Origin of the sequence: Vitreimonas flagellata, assembly GCF_004634425.1 — a bacterium.
Classification (GTDB): Bacteria; Pseudomonadota; Alphaproteobacteria; order Caulobacterales; family Aquidulcibacteraceae; genus Vitreimonas; species Vitreimonas flagellata.
The window spans coordinates 257,281-273,361 of record NZ_SBJL01000004.1; the positions used below are offsets into that span (position 1 = coordinate 257,281).

Consider the following 16,081-nt stretch of genomic DNA (forward strand, 5'->3'; position numbering starts at 1 on the left):
GCCCGGCGTTAGGCGCCTAGCATTTCCAATAGGGCGGGCTTCAGCGCGACGTCACCCACGGCCAGCACTTGACCGCCTTGGGCGGCATCGCCGCCGCGCCAGGACACGACATCGCCGCCGGCGCCGCGAATGATCGGGATGAGGGCCGCGATGTCGAACGGCTTCAAGCCGCTTTCCACGACACAATCGAGGTAGCCAGCCGCGACCATGGAATAGGCGTAGCAATCATAGCCATAGCGCGTGAGCTTCGTGGCTTTGCGCACGCGCGCGAAGGCTTCGGCTTCAGCGCCGCTGAAGAGATAGGGATCGGTGGTGGAGGCGAGCGCTTGGGCGAGGCTGGCGCAAGGGCGGGTTTTGATCGCTTGTGTTTGCCCGCGCGCGGTGACGTTCGCGCCGTCGTTCCAGCCGCGATAGCGCTCGTCCAGATAGGGCTGATCCATGATGCCGATCAGCGGGCGGCCTTCGTAATAGAGGCCGATCAGCACGCCCCAGGACGTAAGCCCCGAGATGAAGGCGCGCGTGCCGTCGATCGGATCGAGCACCCATTGATAGCCGCTCGCGCCGGCGCGCTCGCCATATTCTTCGCCAAGGATGGCGTGATCGGGAAAGTCGCGCTCGATTAAAGCGCGCATGGCGGCTTCGGCGGCTTTGTCAGCGTCGGTGACGGGATCGAAGCGGTCACCGCCTTTGTGGTCGATCGAGTGCGCATTGCGAAAGAACGGCAGGATCGCGCCGCGCGCCGCGTCGGCCAACATGTCGGCGAAAGCGAGAAGGCGGGGGATGTCGTGCGCGGTCATCGCGTTCCTTCAAGCACAACGAAAACGGGCCCGCCATAGGCGAGCCCGATTCCCCTGGTCCCAATCCGCTCTAGCGGATTAGGCCGCGTCGGTGGTTTCGTCTTGCAGCGCCTTCGCGAGATCGAGCAGGCGGCGACGCGGACGCTCGCCGAGCTTGTAGTACGCGCGGATCAGCTCAAGCGTTTCTTTCTGTGAAAGCACATCGGCCGCGATCAAATCGCGATCGTTGGCAGGTGCGCCCGGCGCGCCCGGCGTCGCCGGAGCAGCAGCGGCCTGCAGGCCTTCGAAGAAGTAGTTCACCGGCACGTTCAGCGCGACGGCGAGTTCGTACAGACGGCTCGCGGTCACGCGGTTGGCGCCGCATTCGTATTTTTGGATCTGCTGGAAGCGGATGCCAATGGACTCAGCCAATTGTTGTTGGGTGAGGCCCAGGAGCCGGCGACGGCGGCGAAGCCGCTTGCCGACATGGAGGTCAATGGCGTTAGCCATGAGTAGCGCCCTTATTCGCGGCGGTTCCCCCATTGGGCCCGCCTTTTCTGCGAAGGGGGGATCAGCAAGGCTTGCGCCACAGCTTTTGGGCGCGTGGCGCCCCGTTCACACACGCTCAACCACGCTCATTTGCGCGCGTGAGGTGAGTTTCGCACCGAAATGGCGCCGGCGATTTGGTGAACGCGGCGCGCCTCTTTTTCGTCATTGCATCGCCTCGCGAGGCGCACGTTCGCCCTTAGGGTGGCGATCGTTAGATTGTGGGACATTATGATGCGAATTCGAACTCTGTTGATTGCGGCGACCCTTGTGGTGAGCGGCTGCGCTTCAACGCAAAGCTTGCTGACTTATCCGGCCGGTTGGTCCGACGCCGACGTGATGGTGGGGCGCGAGCGGTATCAGATATGGTTTCACGAGAGCCAGCCGACGGTGCTGGTGCAACGGGGCGAGCCGCGGCCGCTTGGCCAGATGCTGGCGCAGAACATGACGGTGCGCGCCGGGGATCAATCGCCGGGCATTCTTACTTGGGGGGCGGCCGCGAACGCCGTGCTTAACCAGATCGGCTGCGGCGCGACCGAAGTGACGGGCGCCGACCAGATGCGCGAGATCCGCTACACCTGTCAGCCGGGCGTAAGCGTCCGCAACGAGGTGAACGCGCGTCGTGAGGAATGGCGCCGTGGCGTGGTCGTGGCCGCGCCTGCCGCGAACTAGTTTGACGCTGGGCGGCGGCGTGGCACGCTGCCGGCATGGCGATCACTAAGGCTCGTGCCCGTAAACTCGCGCTGGCGCTCGAAGGCGCGAGCGAGGTGGTGCACGTCGATCGCCCGGCCTTCCGCACCACGCGCAAGATCTTCGCCACCGTGCCGCCCGACGCGCAGGCGGTGAATCTCATGTTCGACGTGGCGACGCAGGAATTCTTCTGCGAGCAGGCGCCGGACATGTTTTCCGTGATGGGCGGCGGTTGGGGCCGGAAGGGAATCACTGTGTGTGACCTGAAAGCCGCGGACGAAGCGACTTTCCTTTCCGCGCTCAAAGCTGCCCACGCTTTGGCAAAACCTGCGCCGAAAAAGGCAAAGCGCACAGCCAAACGCAGCTAGGCCATCCGATAGAGTTTGCGATCGCCGCGAAGCAGCGCAGCCTTCCTGATGTGGCTGCGGGGCCCATCACATCGGGGTGTGAACGCATCCGGCGTGGAGCCCAGCCGCATCCCCTCGCGTTGAGGTGCATGTGAACGCGCTGAAAGGTTTTGTTTAGCAATCAAGCGCAGCCTTTCGGTGCTCGGAGAAGTCCAATGCTCGAAAAGAAAATTGGCGAGCCTTGCCCAACCTGTTCGACGCCGTTGCAGCGTCGACGCTCCACGTTCCGCACGATCGTCGGCGACGTTGCGTTTTGCGCGCGGTGCTGTTCGTCGTTCGAACTGGCCAAGGACGAGGACAAGGCGCTGGCCGCGTTCGGCCCGCCGCAATATGCGCTCTAGGCGCAGGCGACGCTGGGGAAGCGACGCCGGACCATCTGGCCCGGCGCCTTGGAGCTTCACCGGTTATCCAATTGCGCGCGCACGGCGGCCAAACCATCGCGGGAAATGCGATAGGGGCCGCCGTTTTCACTCCGGATGAAACGACGCCGGCGCAGTTTCTTGAAGATTTCGAGCGTGCAATCATTCAGCCGCCAACCGTCGCGGTTGAGGCAATCGATCGCGATGATATCGCCCTTGTCGTTTTTATAATGATGGATGCACCCGCCTTGGGCGAGCGCGTGCAGCGTGCGCTGCTCGTACTTTGAAATGTTCACTGGAAAGATCGCCTGATCTGAACGTGCGTGTTCGCGCCGCGTTTGGCGCGGTTCAGAGCGGGCTGGCGTTGCTCACGCGGCCCGCAGCGTCATGCAATCTCGGTCGTCATAGGCGGGCGGTGTTTGGCGCTTTAAGCGCGCAAGGTCAAGCGGCAGGCGCCGCGTCGAGGTTCGCTTCCGGGATCAGCGACCGCATGCGGTTGCCGAACGAGATGAGGCAAACTTCGCTCTCGGAGAGCGGGCCTGTCGTGTAGCTGGAGCTTTCCATGCCTTGCTGCACGCCTTCGATCAGCACCGTGTCCTCGGCGTTGACTTGGCGATTGATGCGCCAGTTCAGATAGCGCGCCGCGTTCATTTCGCGGCTCGCATTCGGGTGCACGTAGGCGATTTCACGGATCATCGTTTGGCCGGCCGAGACCGGGATGAATTGCATGAAATCGACCTGGTCCGGGTAGATGTCGAACGCGACGTTGGGCCAGAGTTTGTAATACGCCCACAAACGGCGGCGTTCGGCCGGGATGTGATCGAACGTGCCGAGCAGTTTCTGATATTGGCGTTCGGGCCAATGGTTCGACGGGGTTTCGGTGATCTCGCCCCACATTTTGTCGATCCATTCCTTGGCTTCGATTTTGTAAGTGCCTGCGAGCAGGCGCGAAAGTCCGGGATGCGCGACCGGGATGTGCATGCCGTCGGAATAATTATCGCCGACGTTTTTCCAATTCACCGGACGCGGGCGCAGCGTGACGCGGCCATTGGGCACGAGTTTTTCCAGTTCGAACGCCGCGAGTTCGTCCGCATAGGGCGCCATCATCTCGGCGACGCTGGGCAGGCCTTGCGCAAAGCGTACAAAGATGAAGCCGAACGCGATCTCTTGATCGACGGGCTTGAGGCCGAGCCCTTTCGCATCGAGCCCATCGAAGCCCTGCCATTTCGGCGCGCCGGCGAAGCTGCCGTCGAGCTTGTAGCTCCAGGCATGATAGGGGCAGACGAGGCGATGACCGCAGGCGCCACGCGCTTCGGTGGCGATCTTGCCGGCGCGGTGGCGGCAAACATTGTGGAAGCTGCGCAGTTTGCCATCCTCGCCGCGCACGGTGACGACGCGTTCGCCGAGGATATCTAGAGTTAAGTAATCACCAGTGTTCGGCGCGTCGTTGATGTGGCCCATGATGTGCCACGCTTGGCGAAACACCTTCTCGCGCTCCAATTCAAAGAAGCGCGGGTCGGTATAGAGCCAGGCAGGCAGGGACATCGGGGTCGGCATGCGCCCATGCTAGCGCCAGTCGCGCAAAGCACAAAGGCGGCGTGATTTAGTCCGAATTGGCAGCCGTTACGCGGCGTTCGGGGGTGAGCGCACGCCACACCACTTTGAACGGCCAGAGCAATTGCGCCACGAGGCCGGCGCCGATGTTCTCGCGCACGCCGAGCGGGACATTGCAGGGCCCGGGCACGTGATAGGTGCCCCAGGCTTGGTCGAACACCGAAAACACCGTGGCGAAATTCACGCCGGCGCCGTTGGCGTCGCGGATATGGTGCCAGCGGTGCATGGCGGGCGACACGAAGACCCGGCCGAGCGGGCCGTAGGTCCACGGCAGATCCATGTGGATGAAGAGGCCATAGTGGTGGCGCACAAGATTGTTGAGCACCAAAACCCAGGTCGGGAGGCCGAGCAGCGCGAGAAACGTGGTGTCGATCAAAGACGTGGTGAGGCGATTGATCGGGTGAAAGCGCAGGCCCGTCGTCCACGTCATCGCCGTGTCGCTGTGGTGCATCACATGGCTCGGCCAGAGCGCATCGGTGTGTTCGAGACGATGGCGCCAATAGGCGACGAAATCGCCGAGGAAGATGGCGATGAAGAGAACGAGCACCGCCGGTAAGGCTGCCCAGGTTTGCGCCAGCGGCAGAATGAGGTGATTGCTCTGTAGTGTCAGGTGCACGGCGTTGATCGCTAGCACGATGATCGGCGTGACGAACACGATGTCGAGCACGAACGCGGCGATGTTGAAGCGCACCTCGTGCGCAGCGTCTCGCGCGGTTTTCAGTGACGCGAAGCCGCGAATGGCGAGTGCGATCAGCGCGAACACGATCGCTGGTGCGATCAAATTGCTCGATGCCGCCCACAAGGCGGCAGCGCTGTCTGTTAAGAACGTGTTCACTTCTATCGCCCTCGTCAGACGAATAGCACGCCTTCGCTAATTTTTACCGCCTTGCCGGCGATGCGCGCGCCCGCGAGTGCGCCGTTTTCGATGTTCACTTCTAGCCCAATCAGCGACGGCCGGCCCATTTCGACGCCTTGCAGAATGGGCAGCGTTGTCCAGCCTTCGCCGAGCGGCTCAAAGCGCGCCAGTGCGCCCGCGAACGCGGCCGCTGCGCCGCCCGTGGCGGGATCTTCGACGATGCCGATCTCGGGTGCGAACATGCGCGCGCGGAACGAATGCGCGGCGTTCGGTTCGGCGCGCGTGTAAACGAAGACTTCCGTTGCGCCGAGCGTGAAGGAGGATTTCGCGTCAATGAGATGTGCGCGTCGCAATGCGTCGAGGCTGGCGACCGGCGCCATCGCGAAAGGTACGCCGGCAGAGAAGAGCGAGGGCGTGTGCTTGTCGAAGCCGATGTCGCTTGGTGCAAGGCCGAGCGCTTTTGCGGCGACCTCGATGCTTGGATCGGCGCCGGCTTGGGCGGAGAGTTTGGGTGCTGTGAATTCGGCGAAGCTTGCACCATCGGTGGCGAGCTTCACGCCGCAACGCACTGGGCCGACGCGCTCTTCGAGCACGAGCAGCAGATCGCGTGGGTTGTCGCCGTTGCGGTTTCGCTCCGCCAAAGCGATAGCGCAGCCGATCGTGGGATGGCCGGCGAAGGGGAGTTCTTTGGTCGGCGTGAAGATACGCACGCTGGCGGCGTGTTGCGCGTATTCGGCGCTACGCACAAAGATGGTCTCGGAAAGATTGAATTCGCGCGCGATGGTTTGCATCTGCGCGTCGCTTAAGCCGTCAGCATCGAAGACGACTGCAAGCGGATTGCCGGCGAAGGGTGTGTCGGTGAAGACGTCGTAGGTGGCGAAGGGGAGCTGCATCGCGCTGTTCTAACCCAGAGCCGTCGTCTCCGCCTGCAACAAAAGCGCTAGGGTCGCGCGAAACTTTCGGTCACGTTTCAGCGAGACCTCGCGGCTCATGGCTTCGCGGCGAGTTGAGAAGCGTTCGGCGTAGAGCAGCACCCAAGCGCGCCCCCGCGTGGAGCGCGCGCCGTGGCCGGCATTGTGGGCATTCAGCCGTTGGTCGAGATCAACGCACCAGCCGACATAGGTGCGCCGGTCGTCGCCGCGAGCGGAGCCGAGGACGTAGACGAAGCCGCACTCCGCGCGCGTCACACCCTGCGACCCCACCGCTGAATCAACCCAGCCAGGACAGAAACAGGAAGTGTCACCCAGACGCTAATCGCATGAGCGTAACTGTATCGAAAAACGGGCTCGGAAACTTCGGTCAGTACCCCGTGGTTGTACAAATAGAAGCGGCCGTCGGTCATCTGACCATTGATCGCGTCGCCACCGATAGTCACGGCGATCAGCCAAAAAGCCATGAAATTCAGAAAGCCGAAAATTATCGCGGCTGTGCAAATTCGATCAAGCGTCTCGTTTCTAACCATCTAGAACCCGCCGAAGTTTACGAACTTGGTTTCCAGATATTCGTCCAAACCCTCGACGCCGCCTTCGCGGCCGAGGCCGCTTTCTTTGACGCCGCCGAACGGGATGACTTCGTTGGAGAAGATGCCGTCATTGATCGAGACCATGCCGGCTTCGATGCGCTCAGCCACACGCCAGGCGCGATTGACGTCCTTGGTGAATAAATAGGCGGCCAAGCCAAACGGCGTGTCGTTGGCGATTGCGACGGCCTCGTCTTCATCCTTGAAGCGGATCAAGGGCGCGACGGGGCCAAAGATTTCTTCCTGGTTCACGCGCATCTCGCGGGTGACGTTGGCAAGCACGGTCGGGGTGAAGAATTGCGCGCCGGCCGCATGCTTCTTGCCGCCGGTGAGCGCGACCGCGCCCGATGCCAAAGCTTCGCCGACCATCTGCTCTACTTTTTCGATCGCCGTTTGATCGATCAAGGGCCCGATTTCGACACCATCGGAATCGCCCGGGCCAACTTTGAGCTTCGCGACGGCTTCGGTCATCTTCGTCGAGAACGCGTCGTAGACCGAATCTTCAACCAGAATGCGGTTGGCGCAGACGCAGGTTTGGCCGGCGTTGCGGAACTTGGACGCGATCGCGCCTTTGACGGCGAGGTCGAGGTCGGCGTCGGCAAAGACGAGCAGCGGCGCGTTGCCGCCGAGTTCGAGCGAGACCTTCTTCACGGTGGACGCCACGCACGCGGCGCCGAGCTTCTTGCCGATGCCGGTTGAGCCGGTGAAGGAGAATTTGCGCACGAGCGGGCTTTCGCAGAGCACCTTGCCGACATCGGCGGTGTGATCGTGCGTGGTGACGACGTTGAACACGCCAGCCGGGATGCCGGCCTTCTCCGCAAGCTCAGCCAGCGCCAGAGCTGTCAGCGGCGTTTGCGACGGCGGCTTCACCACGAAGGTGCAGCCGGCGGCGAGCGCGGGCGCGGCTTTGCGCGTGATCATCGCGAGCGGGAAATTCCACGGCGTGATCGCAGCGCTGACGCCGATCGGCTGGCGGATGGTCACATAGCGCCGCGTCGCCGTGGTGGAGGGGATAGTGCGCCCGTAGGCGCGCTTGGCCTCTTCGCCAAACCATTCGACGAATGAGGCGCCATAGGCCGCTTCACCCTTGGCTTCGGCGATTGGCTTGCCGCCCTCGAGCGAGATGAGGCGCGCGAGGCGATCGAGGTCGCCCATCATCAGATCGAACCAGGCGCGCATGATCGCGGCGCGCTCCTTGGCCGCTTTCGCCGCCCAAGCCGGAAAGGCGCGATGCGCCGCGGCGACCGCTTCCTCGGTCTCGGCCGCGCCGAAATCCGGGACGTGCGCGATGACCTCTTGGTTGGCTGGATTGAACACGTCGAAGCGCTTGGCGGAGGCGCGCCATTTGCCGTCGATATAAGCGTCGGAGCGGAACGTGGGGCTCATTCTGGTGTTCCTTGAATCTGAACGGGAGATTGCGCAGCCTCAACGCCGCCGCAAGCCCCGTGGCTCAACATGGGCCGGAATTGTGGCGCGACACGCGCGCACGGCGTATGATGGAGGTACGGAGAACCGCCATGAGCTGGAAAGACATCCTGGTCATCGTCTCTGAGGCCGAAGCGGACGAGCCGGCGTTGAAGCTGGCCGAAGCGCTGGCGCAGCAATGCTCCGATTGCCACCTCGCCGCCGCCTTCCTGACGCCGCTGCCGGATGAGCCGCTGGCTTATGAACCGACCGTGGTCGCCGGCGTGTGGGCCGAGCTTTTGAGCCGCGCGCGCAAGGAGGCGGACGTCGAGCGCAAGAAGGTCGAGGCGCGGCTGAAGCAATTCGAGAAGGCGTGCGAGCTGCGCAATGCGGAGGCGCTGTCGCGCGACCTGGGCCGCGTGGCCGCCGTGCACGCGCGCTACGCCGATGTCGCGGTGATGACGCGGCCGACCGAAGGCACGGGCGTCGAATTGCGCGAAGAGATTATCGAGGGCGTGCTGTTTCACTCGGGCCGCCCGGCCTTGATCGCGCCGCCCAATTGGAAGGGCGGCACGATTGGCAAGCGCGTGGTCGTGGCGTGGGACGCCAGCCGTGAGGCGACGCGCGCGCTCTCCGAAGCGCAATCGATTTTGGACAAGGCCGACAAGGTCACAGTGATCACTGTGGACGCGAAGCCGAAAATGTTCGGCCACGGCGATCAGCCGGGCGCGAATATCGCCGGCCATTTGTCGCGGCGCGGCCTGCCGGCGGAAGTGCGGAATGTGGATTCAATGGGCCGCTCGGCGTCGCTGGCGATCCTGGAGGAAGCGCAGGCGCTCGACGCTGATCTGGTCGTCATGGGCGGCTATGCACACTCGCGGCTGCGCGAATTGGTGTTCGGCGGCGCGACGCGCGATCTGTTGCGCACAGCAACAATTCCGCTGCTGATGGCCCATTAAAAATCCGGCCCGCCGGCCCTTGTGTGCCATTCGGGCCACACCTACGTCAGAGGCACAACAGTGTGTTGGTCGTGCTTCGGGCGATCGACATGGGACGCCTTAGGGGTCGGACATGGATATGGAAAAGCTCACCGAGCGTGCGCGTGGATTCGTGCAGGCGGCGCAGACAATCGCGATCCGCGAGCAGAACCAACAGCTCGAAACACAACACCTTCTGAAAGCGCTGCTCGATGACCGCGAAGGTCTCGCGGCGAGCCTGCTAACGAGCGCGGGCGCCAATGCACGCCAGGCGGCGGACGAGGCCGACAAGGCCGTGCAATCCTTGCCGAAAGTGCAGGGCGGGGGCGATCGCATGTATGCGGCGACGTCGTTCACGCGTGCGCTGGACGCTGCGGATCAAGCCGCGACAAAGGCGGGCGATTCTTATGTTACGGCGGAGCGTTTGCTGTTCGGCTTGGCGATTGCCGATGGCAAAGCCTCGGAGATTTTGAAGAAAGCCGGGCTCACGCCGCAAAAGCTCGAAGCCGCGATCGCTGAGCTGCGCAAAGGCCGCACGGCGCAATCCTCGTCGGCGGAAGATCAATACGACGCGCTGAAGAAATACGCGCGCGATCTCACCGAGGACGCCAAGAAGGGCAAGCTCGATCCGGTCATCGGCCGCGACGAAGAAATTCGCCGCACGATCCAAGTGCTGAGTCGCCGCACCAAGAACAATCCGGTGCTGATCGGCGAGCCGGGCGTGGGCAAGACGGCGATTGCGGAAGGCTTGGCGCTGCGCATCATCAATGGCGACGTGCCGGAAAGCTTGAAACACAAGAAATTGCTCGCGCTCGACATGGGCGCGCTCATCGCTGGCGCGAAATTCCGTGGCGAGTTCGAAGAGCGCTTGAAGGCGGTGCTGAACGAGGTCACGGCGGCCGAAGGCGGCATCATCCTGTTCATCGATGAAATGCACACGCTGGTCGGCGCTGGCAAAGCCGATGGCGCGATGGATGCGTCGAACCTCTTGAAGCCGGCTCTGGCGCGCGGCGAGTTGCATTGTGTCGGCGCGACCACGCTCGATGAATATCGCAAGCACGTGGAGAAGGACGCGGCGCTCGCGCGGCGTTTCCAACCGGTGTTTGTCGATGAGCCAAGCGTCGAGGATTCGATCTCGATTCTGCGCGGCCTGAAGGATCGCTACGAGCAGCACCACGGCGTGCGCATCTCGGACGCCGCGATCGTCGCCTCAGCGCAGCTTTCGCATCGCTACATCACCGATCGCTTCTTGCCGGATAAAGCCATCGATTTGATGGACGAAGCGGCGTCGCGCCTGCGTATGCAAGTCGATTCCAAGCCGGAAGAGCTGGACGAATTGGATCGCCGGGCGCTGCAGCTGAAGATCGAGCTCGAAGCGCTGAAGAAAGAGAAGGACGCCGGCTCGAAAGATCGCGTCACCAAACTCGAAGCGGAAATCGCGCAGATCGACACGCGCTCGGCGGAGTTGACGGCGCGGTGGTCGGCTGAAAAGCAGAAGCTCCAGGTCACATCTAAGTCGAAGGAAGAGCTGGAAAAGCTGCAGACCGAGTACGAGCAAGCGGTGCGCAGCGGCAATCTCGCGCGCGCGTCGGAGCTCAAATACGGGCGCATTCCGCAGTTGGAAAAGCAAATCACTGACGCTGAGAAGGCGGGCGGCGAAGGCGGCGGGCTCGTGAAAGAAGTCGTGGACGCCGAAGCGATTGCGGCGGTTGTCTCGCGCTGGACCGGCGTGCCGGTCGAGAAAATGCTCGAGGGCGAGAAGGCCAAGCTGCTGGCGATGGAAGATCAGCTGCGCAAGCGGGTGATCGGCCAGGAGCCGGCGTTGCGCGCTGTCGCCGACGCTGTGCGGCGTGCGCGTGCGGGCTTGCAGGACCCGAACCGGCCGATCGGCTCGTTCATGTTCTTGGGCCCAACGGGCGTCGGCAAAACCGAACTCACCAAGGCGCTCGCTGAATTCCTGTTTGACGACGAAAGCGCGCTGACGCGCGTCGATATGTCGGAATACATGGAGAAGCATTCGGTCGCGCGTTTGATCGGCGCGCCTCCGGGCTATGTTGGCTACGAAGAGGGCGGTGCGCTGACGGAAGCCGTGCGTCGCCGGCCATATCAGGTCGTGCTGTTCGATGAGATCGAGAAGGCGCACCCGGACGTGTTCAACGTCCTGCTGCAAGTGCTCGACGATGGCCGCCTGACCGATGGCCAGGGCCGCACGGTCGATTTCAAGAACGTCATCCTGATCATGACGTCGAACGCAGGCGCGCAATTCTTGGCCGAACAGCCGGACGGCGCCGATGTCGATGACGTGCGCGATTTGGTCATGGGTGAGATTCGTGCGCGCTTCCGCCCGGAATTCTTGAACCGGATCGATGAGATCATTCTGTTCAAGCGCTTGGAGCGCGCGCAGATGAGTGCGATTGTCGATGTGCAGCTGAAGCGGCTGGAAAGGCTGCTAGCCGCGCGCACGATGACGCTCGATCTCGACCCGCGTGCGAAGAGCGAGTTGGCCAAGCGTGGCTATGATCCGGCTTGGGGTGCGCGTCCGCTGAAGCGTGTGATCCAGAAGGATCTGCAAGACCCGCTTGCGCGGCTTATTCTGGAAGGCCGCATCAAGGATGGCGACCGTGTCGCCGTGACGTTCGACGGGAATGATTTCCTGTTCAACGGCGCCAGCGAGAAGGCGGCGGCTTAAAAACAAGCGGCTTAAAAACAAAATGGGCGGAGCCGCGAAGCTCCGCCCGTTCTCTTTTCGCGTCAGCGAAACTTAGTTCGTCGCCGGATTGTCGTCCGTCGCGTGCTCGACTTCGGTCGCGGCGTCATTGACAGCGCCTTCAACCGCTTCGCCGGCTTCGTTCGCAGCGTCGCCCACAGCGTCCGTGCCTTCTTCGAGGGCTGCGCCCGCTTCGCTTGCGGCTTGTTCGGCGTCGGCGCCGGCTTGATCGGTTTCAGCTTGGCTGCACCCAGCCAGACCCAGAGCCGCGGCAGCGGCGATGGCGAGTAGAATTCTCATAAGGGGTTCCTCCACCAGAGCCGCTGCTTGTGGTTGCGGCGTCCGAAACCTAACGCGCGCGTGCCTCGCGTTAAACGAATTTATTTCGCGCGTGCATGGGAACCTTTTTCGAGGTGACGCGCTCTCCACCTCCGATGGAACCTGCACGCTCGTATCTCAATCCGCGCACTTGGCTTGCTCTGGCGCAGCGCGATATCGCGCCGATCGCGGGAATGCTTGGCATCGCCTTGTTATTGCTCGCGTTCGCTGAAATTGCTGACGATGTCGGTGAGGGCGATACGCGCGCGTTTGATACGCGCTTGTTGTTAGCGTTGCGTGCGAGCGATCCGGCTGACCCGATTGGGCCTGCATGGTTCGAGCAATCCGTCGCCGACATTACGGCGCTTGGCGGCTTTGCTGTGCTCGCGCTGGTGGCGCTGCTGGCGTGCGGATACCTTGCAGTGCAGCGCAAATGGGGCGGCGCGCTGATGCTGCTGGTTGCTACGCTTGGCGGTACGGCGATCAGCGAAGGCTTGAAGCTGGGCTTCAATCGTCCGCGGCCTGATCTTGTCGCGCATGTGGTGGAGACCACGAGCATGAGTTTTCCGAGCGGGCACGCGATGCTGTCGGCGGTGACCTATCTCACGCTTGGGGCGTTGCTGGCGCACACGCAGGAGAAGCGGCGCTTGCGCGGCTATATTTTAGGCGCCGCGATCTTGGTGACGCTGCTGATCGGCGTGAGCCGCATCTATCTGGGTGTGCACTGGCCGACGGATGTGATGGCCGGTTGGTGCTTAGGCGCGGCCTGGGCGATGCTCTGTTGGAGCATCGCCACTTGGCTTTCGCGTCGGACGGAGACGTCCGCTTCTTAGAACTCTTCCCAATCCGCTGACGGGGCGAGTGCGTTGTTGCCGGACATGGCCGGTGCGCGTGCCGGGGCGGGCGTCGCCGGCTTCACAGCGGCAGGGCGTGCAGCGGCGGGCTTCGCAGCCGGCTTGGACGCTGCTGGCTTCTTGTAGGTTTCCACCAGCGGCTCGTTGCCGATGTTGAACTTGGCCACGAGGTTGGCGAGTTCGCGCGCTTCGTGCGCCAGCGCGTGGCTGGCCGCCGTGCTTTCCTCAACCATGGCCGCGTTTTGCTGCGTGCCCTGGTCCATCTGGTTCACGGCTGTGTTCACTTGGCTCAAGCCTACGGCTTGCTCTTCGGCGGACGAGGCGATCTCGCGAACGAGTTCGTTGATCTCGGCCACGCGGCCGATGATGCGTTGGAGCGATGCTCCCGTATCGCCGACGAGCTTGGCGCCGCTTTCGACTTGCTCGGTGCTCTTCGAGATAAGGCCCTTAATCTCCTTGGCCGCTTCCGCCGAGCGTTGCGCCAGAGCGCGCACTTCGGAGGCGACGACCGCAAAGCCGCGGCCCGCATCGCCCGCGCGCGCAGCTTCGACGCCGGCGTTCAAGGCGAGGAGGTTGGTTTGGAAGGCGATCTCGTCGATCACGCCGATGATCTGGGCGATCTGAGAGGAGCTTTGTTCGATCGCCTGCATGGCGGCGATCGCGCCGCGCATCACTTCGCCGCCTTCTTCCGCGTCGGTTCGGGCATTGGCGGCTGCAGCGTGCGCTTGGCGTGAGCCGTCAGCCGCGCGCTTCACCGTGGCGGTGATTTCATCGAGGGCGGCCGCGGTTTCTTCCAAGGACGCCGCTTGTTGCTCGGTGCGCTTGGAGAGATCGTCGGCGGCGCCGCTCATTTCGCCCGCGCCCGAACGGATGCCTTGTGATGCTGCGCTGATGACCTTCATCGTTTCCATGAGTTGGCTCATGGCGTCGTTGAAGTCGTCTTGCAGCTTCTTGTACTCGCCCGGGAAGTCGCGGGTGATGCGATAGGTGAGGTTGCCGCTCGAGAGTTGCGTCAGGCCGTCAGCCAGGCCGCTGACGACGATGGCTTGCTCGGCGGCGGACTTCTTCTGCGCTTCTTCGTTACGCGCACGTTCGGCTTCGGCGGCGGCGCGTTGCGCGGCGGCTTCGCCTTCCATGCGGATCTTTTCGATCGCGGCGTCCTTGAACCCTTGGACCGCGGCGGCCATGTCGCCGATTTCGTCCTTACGGCCCACGCCCGGGATATCGACATTGTTGTCGCCAGCGGCGAGCTTGCCCATCGTTGCGGTCATCTGCGTGACTGGCGTGGCGATTGAGCGCGACAGCAGCCAACCCATCGCGAAGGCGATAATAACGGTCAGCGCGCCACCTATGAGTAAGACCATCTTTTCGGCGGCAACGGCCGCTTGCTGCTCTTCGCCGCGCAGGACAAGCATTTCTTCCTGCGTCGTGACGATTTCTTGCACGAGCGTGCGCATGTCGCCCAGGCGCGCGCCTGAGATGATGTCAGCGCCTTGGGCGCGGGTGGCTGGGTTCGCCACGAGCGCCACGCCCTGGTCGATGGTGGCGCGGAATTCGGCGACCATGCCGATCAGACGCTCAGCGCGTTCGCGTTGTTCGGGATTGAGCGTCGCGTCGCGGAAGGCTGTGATGCGCTCGTCGAACACCTGCGCGTAATTGGCGGAGTCTTCTAAGCGGGAGGCGTCGCCATCCATCGCGTAGCCCCTCATGACCGATTGTTGCTCGACCAATTGTGTGTAGGCGCCTTGCACCATCAAAGTGCGTTCGTTGACCGCATCGACTTGTGCGATCTTGGACTCAAGGTCGTTCAGGCCGAGGAACACTAAGGTGCTGGCGGCCACGGATGTGATGATCAGCAGGGCGAAAGCGATGATCAGCTTCCGCGAGATTTTCAAATTATCGAGCGACACGGCATTGCCCCCAAAGCGTGATGCGGCGGAGATTGCCGCGCGTTCGGGGGGAAGGAATGCGGTATGCGGTTTAACTAGGTCATAATGCGGCTGCGAAGTTTTCGCGAAATGCAGTTGCGGCAAGACCTGGGAAATCCAGATTAAACAAGGACAAACAAAACACGCTGCATTTGCGTTGCTCTCTATGTCGAACGGAATAGAGTGAGCGGCATGAGCATACGACCTGGCGACGATATCGATCCTGCAAGCGGCGACGTGAGCGCCTGCGCTTTCCTTGAAACTGTGATCGTACCGCGTGCGAAAGACCTCGGCGGATTCGAAGTGCGGCGCGCGTTACCGGCAATCGAGCGGCGCATGATCGGCCCGTTCGTGTTTCTCGATCAGATGGGGCCGGCCGAGTTCGCGGCCGGCAAGGGCGTTGACGTGCGTCCGCACCCGCACATAAATCTGGCGACGGTCACGTATCTCTATGCCGGCGAGATTTATCACCGCGATACATTAGGGTCGTCGCAGGCGATCCGGCCGGGCGATCTGAATTGGATGAGCGCAGGGCGCGGCATCGCGCATTCGGAGCGCACGGCCCCGGACGTGCGCGCGGGCGCTCATCCGCTGTTTGGCTTGCAGGCCTGGGTGGCGCTGCCGGCGGACAAGGAAGAGAGCGAGCCGACTTTTGCCCATTACGGCAAGGCCGAACTGCCGGTGATCGAGGGCGAGGGCAAGAGTGTCCGGCTCATCGCGGGCGTGCTTTATGGCCAGCGCTCGCCTGCGGCTGTGCTTTCAGATTTGTTTTACGCCGACGTCAAATTGGGCGCAGGCGCCACGCTGCCGCTCGATCCGGAATATGAGGAGCGCGGGCTATACATCACAGAAGGTGAAATCGAGATCGCGAGCGATAAGTTTCAAGCCGGTCGCTTGCTGGTGTTCAAACCCGGCGACCGCATTACGATCAAAGCCAACAGTCCGGCGCGCTTCATGCTGCTCGGCGGCGCCTCGCTCGACGGCCCGCGCCACATGTGGTGGAATTTCGTGTCGTCCCGTAAGGACCGGATCGAGCAGGCCAAGGAAGATTGGAAAGCCGGTAAATTCGGGACCGTGCCGGGCGACGACAAGGAATTCATCCCGCTGCCGGATCACTGAAGCGCTT

General features: G+C 62.9%; 17 protein-coding genes. 7 read left to right on the top strand and 10 right to left on the bottom strand.

Annotation, left to right across the window (positions count from 1 at the left end; genetic code table 11):
• Positions 1–8: 8 nt before the first annotated feature.
• A complete protein-coding gene (gene hisN / locus EPJ54_RS17060; RefSeq protein ID WP_135212958.1) occupies positions 9–797 on the bottom strand; it encodes a histidinol-phosphatase in 789 nt (262 codons plus the stop codon).
• Positions 798–875: 78 nt separating this feature from the next.
• The gene (locus tag EPJ54_RS17065; protein WP_135212959.1) at positions 876–1,286 is read right to left on the bottom strand and encodes a helix-turn-helix domain-containing protein; all 411 of its coding nucleotides are present in this window, start codon (positions 1,284–1,286) and stop codon (positions 876–878) included.
• A gap of 267 nt (positions 1,287–1,553) precedes the next feature.
• On the opposite strand from EPJ54_RS17065, the gene EPJ54_RS17070 reads away from it, so the two are divergent.
• From EPJ54_RS17070 to EPJ54_RS17080, 3 genes are all read left to right on the top strand, one after another.
• Positions 1,554–1,994, top strand: coding sequence for a hypothetical protein (locus EPJ54_RS17070; protein WP_135212960.1), 441 nt, complete (start codon positions 1,554–1,556; stop codon positions 1,992–1,994).
• Positions 1,995–2,029: 35 nt separating this feature from the next.
• Positions 2,030–2,380: an MmcQ/YjbR family DNA-binding protein gene (locus EPJ54_RS17075; protein WP_135212961.1), complete on the top strand. Its 351-nt coding sequence runs from the start codon at positions 2,030–2,032 to the stop codon at positions 2,378–2,380.
• Positions 2,381–2,574: 194 nt separating this feature from the next.
• Positions 2,575–2,760, top strand: coding sequence for a hypothetical protein (locus EPJ54_RS17080; protein ID WP_135212962.1), 186 nt, complete (start codon positions 2,575–2,577; stop codon positions 2,758–2,760).
• A 56-nt stretch (positions 2,761–2,816) separates the two neighbouring features.
• On the opposite strand, the gene EPJ54_RS17085 is transcribed toward EPJ54_RS17080, so the two are convergent.
• The 6 genes from EPJ54_RS17085 to EPJ54_RS17110 all read right to left on the bottom strand — a co-directional run bounded on the left by EPJ54_RS17085 (position 2,817) and on the right by EPJ54_RS17110 (position 8,153).
• Positions 2,817–3,074, bottom strand: coding sequence for a YjhX family toxin (locus EPJ54_RS17085; protein WP_135212963.1), 258 nt, complete (start codon positions 3,072–3,074; stop codon positions 2,817–2,819).
• A gap of 145 nt (positions 3,075–3,219) precedes the next feature.
• A complete protein-coding gene (locus EPJ54_RS17090) occupies positions 3,220–4,323 on the bottom strand; it encodes an aromatic ring-hydroxylating oxygenase subunit alpha (RefSeq protein WP_239590997.1) in 1,104 nt (367 codons plus the stop codon).
• A 58-nt stretch (positions 4,324–4,381) separates the two neighbouring features.
• Positions 4,382–5,227 carry a sterol desaturase family protein gene (locus tag EPJ54_RS17095; RefSeq protein WP_167755805.1) on the bottom strand — a complete coding sequence of 282 codons (846 nt, stop codon included), beginning with the start codon at positions 5,225–5,227 and terminating at the stop codon, positions 4,382–4,384.
• A 14-nt stretch (positions 5,228–5,241) separates the two neighbouring features.
• On the bottom strand, positions 5,242–6,141 hold the full coding sequence (locus tag EPJ54_RS17100) for a PhzF family phenazine biosynthesis protein (protein WP_135212966.1): 900 nt from the start codon (positions 6,139–6,141) through the stop codon (positions 5,242–5,244).
• A 9-nt stretch (positions 6,142–6,150) separates the two neighbouring features.
• Positions 6,151–6,450, bottom strand: a complete 300-nt coding sequence (locus tag EPJ54_RS17105) for a GIY-YIG nuclease family protein (RefSeq protein ID WP_135212967.1) — start codon at positions 6,448–6,450, stop codon at positions 6,151–6,153.
• A 260-nt stretch (positions 6,451–6,710) separates the two neighbouring features.
• Complete coding sequence (locus tag EPJ54_RS17110) at positions 6,711–8,153, bottom strand: NAD-dependent succinate-semialdehyde dehydrogenase (RefSeq protein WP_135212968.1); 1,443 nt, start codon at positions 8,151–8,153, stop codon at positions 6,711–6,713.
• A 131-nt stretch (positions 8,154–8,284) separates the two neighbouring features.
• Here EPJ54_RS17110 and EPJ54_RS17115 point away from each other — a divergent pair, with 131 nt between their 5' ends.
• Entirely contained in the window at positions 8,285–9,130 is an 846-nt protein-coding gene (locus EPJ54_RS17115) for a universal stress protein (RefSeq protein WP_167755806.1), read from the top strand.
• Between the two features lie 112 nt (positions 9,131–9,242).
• Positions 9,243–11,837, top strand: coding sequence for an ATP-dependent chaperone ClpB (gene clpB, locus EPJ54_RS17120; protein WP_135212970.1), 2,595 nt, complete (start codon positions 9,243–9,245; stop codon positions 11,835–11,837).
• Positions 11,838–11,909: 72 nt separating this feature from the next.
• Here clpB and EPJ54_RS17125 read toward each other — a convergent pair whose 3' ends face one another.
• The gene (locus tag EPJ54_RS17125) at positions 11,910–12,155 is read right to left on the bottom strand and encodes a hypothetical protein (RefSeq protein ID WP_135212971.1); all 246 of its coding nucleotides are present in this window, start codon (positions 12,153–12,155) and stop codon (positions 11,910–11,912) included.
• A gap of 134 nt (positions 12,156–12,289) precedes the next feature.
• On the opposite strand from EPJ54_RS17125, the gene EPJ54_RS17130 reads away from it, so the two are divergent.
• On the top strand, positions 12,290–13,006 hold the full coding sequence (locus EPJ54_RS17130; protein WP_239590998.1) for a phosphatase PAP2 family protein: 717 nt from the start codon (positions 12,290–12,292) through the stop codon (positions 13,004–13,006).
• On the opposite strand, the gene EPJ54_RS17135 is transcribed toward EPJ54_RS17130, so the two are convergent.
• On the bottom strand, positions 13,003–14,937 hold the full coding sequence (locus tag EPJ54_RS17135; RefSeq protein ID WP_135212972.1) for a methyl-accepting chemotaxis protein: 1,935 nt from the start codon (positions 14,935–14,937) through the stop codon (positions 13,003–13,005). The genes EPJ54_RS17130 and EPJ54_RS17135 overlap by 4 nt on opposite strands.
• 210 nt (positions 14,938–15,147) lie before the next feature.
• Here EPJ54_RS17135 and EPJ54_RS17140 point away from each other — a divergent pair, with 210 nt between their 5' ends.
• Positions 15,148–16,074, top strand: coding sequence for a pirin family protein (locus EPJ54_RS17140; protein ID WP_135212973.1), 927 nt, complete (start codon positions 15,148–15,150; stop codon positions 16,072–16,074).
• Positions 16,075–16,081: the final 7 nt, after the last annotated feature.

Coding starts and splice junctions, on each gene's coding strand:
- hisN (WP_135212958.1), bottom strand. CDS start 797: ATGACCGCGCACGACATCCCCCGCCTTCTCGCTTTCGCCGACATGTTG.
- EPJ54_RS17065 (WP_135212959.1), bottom strand. CDS start 1,286: ATGGCTAACGCCATTGACCTCCATGTCGGCAAGCGGCTTCGCCGCCGT.
- EPJ54_RS17070 (WP_135212960.1), top strand. CDS start 1,554: ATGATGCGAATTCGAACTCTGTTGATTGCGGCGACCCTTGTGGTGAGC.
- EPJ54_RS17075 (WP_135212961.1), top strand. CDS start 2,030: ATGGCGATCACTAAGGCTCGTGCCCGTAAACTCGCGCTGGCGCTCGAA.
- EPJ54_RS17080 (WP_135212962.1), top strand. CDS start 2,575: ATGCTCGAAAAGAAAATTGGCGAGCCTTGCCCAACCTGTTCGACGCCG.
- EPJ54_RS17090 (WP_239590997.1), bottom strand. CDS start 4,323: ATGTCCCTGCCTGCCTGGCTCTATACCGACCCGCGCTTCTTTGAATTG.
- EPJ54_RS17100 (WP_135212966.1), bottom strand. CDS start 6,141: ATGCAGCTCCCCTTCGCCACCTACGACGTCTTCACCGACACACCCTTC.
- EPJ54_RS17110 (WP_135212968.1), bottom strand. CDS start 8,153: ATGAGCCCCACGTTCCGCTCCGACGCTTATATCGACGGCAAATGGCGC.
- EPJ54_RS17115 (WP_167755806.1), top strand. CDS start 8,285: ATGAGCTGGAAAGACATCCTGGTCATCGTCTCTGAGGCCGAAGCGGAC.
- clpB (WP_135212970.1), top strand. CDS start 9,243: ATGGATATGGAAAAGCTCACCGAGCGTGCGCGTGGATTCGTGCAGGCG.
- EPJ54_RS17125 (WP_135212971.1), bottom strand. CDS start 12,155: ATGAGAATTCTACTCGCCATCGCCGCTGCCGCGGCTCTGGGTCTGGCT.
- EPJ54_RS17130 (WP_239590998.1), top strand. CDS start 12,290: ATGGAACCTGCACGCTCGTATCTCAATCCGCGCACTTGGCTTGCTCTG.
- EPJ54_RS17140 (WP_135212973.1), top strand. CDS start 15,148: ATGAGCATACGACCTGGCGACGATATCGATCCTGCAAGCGGCGACGTG.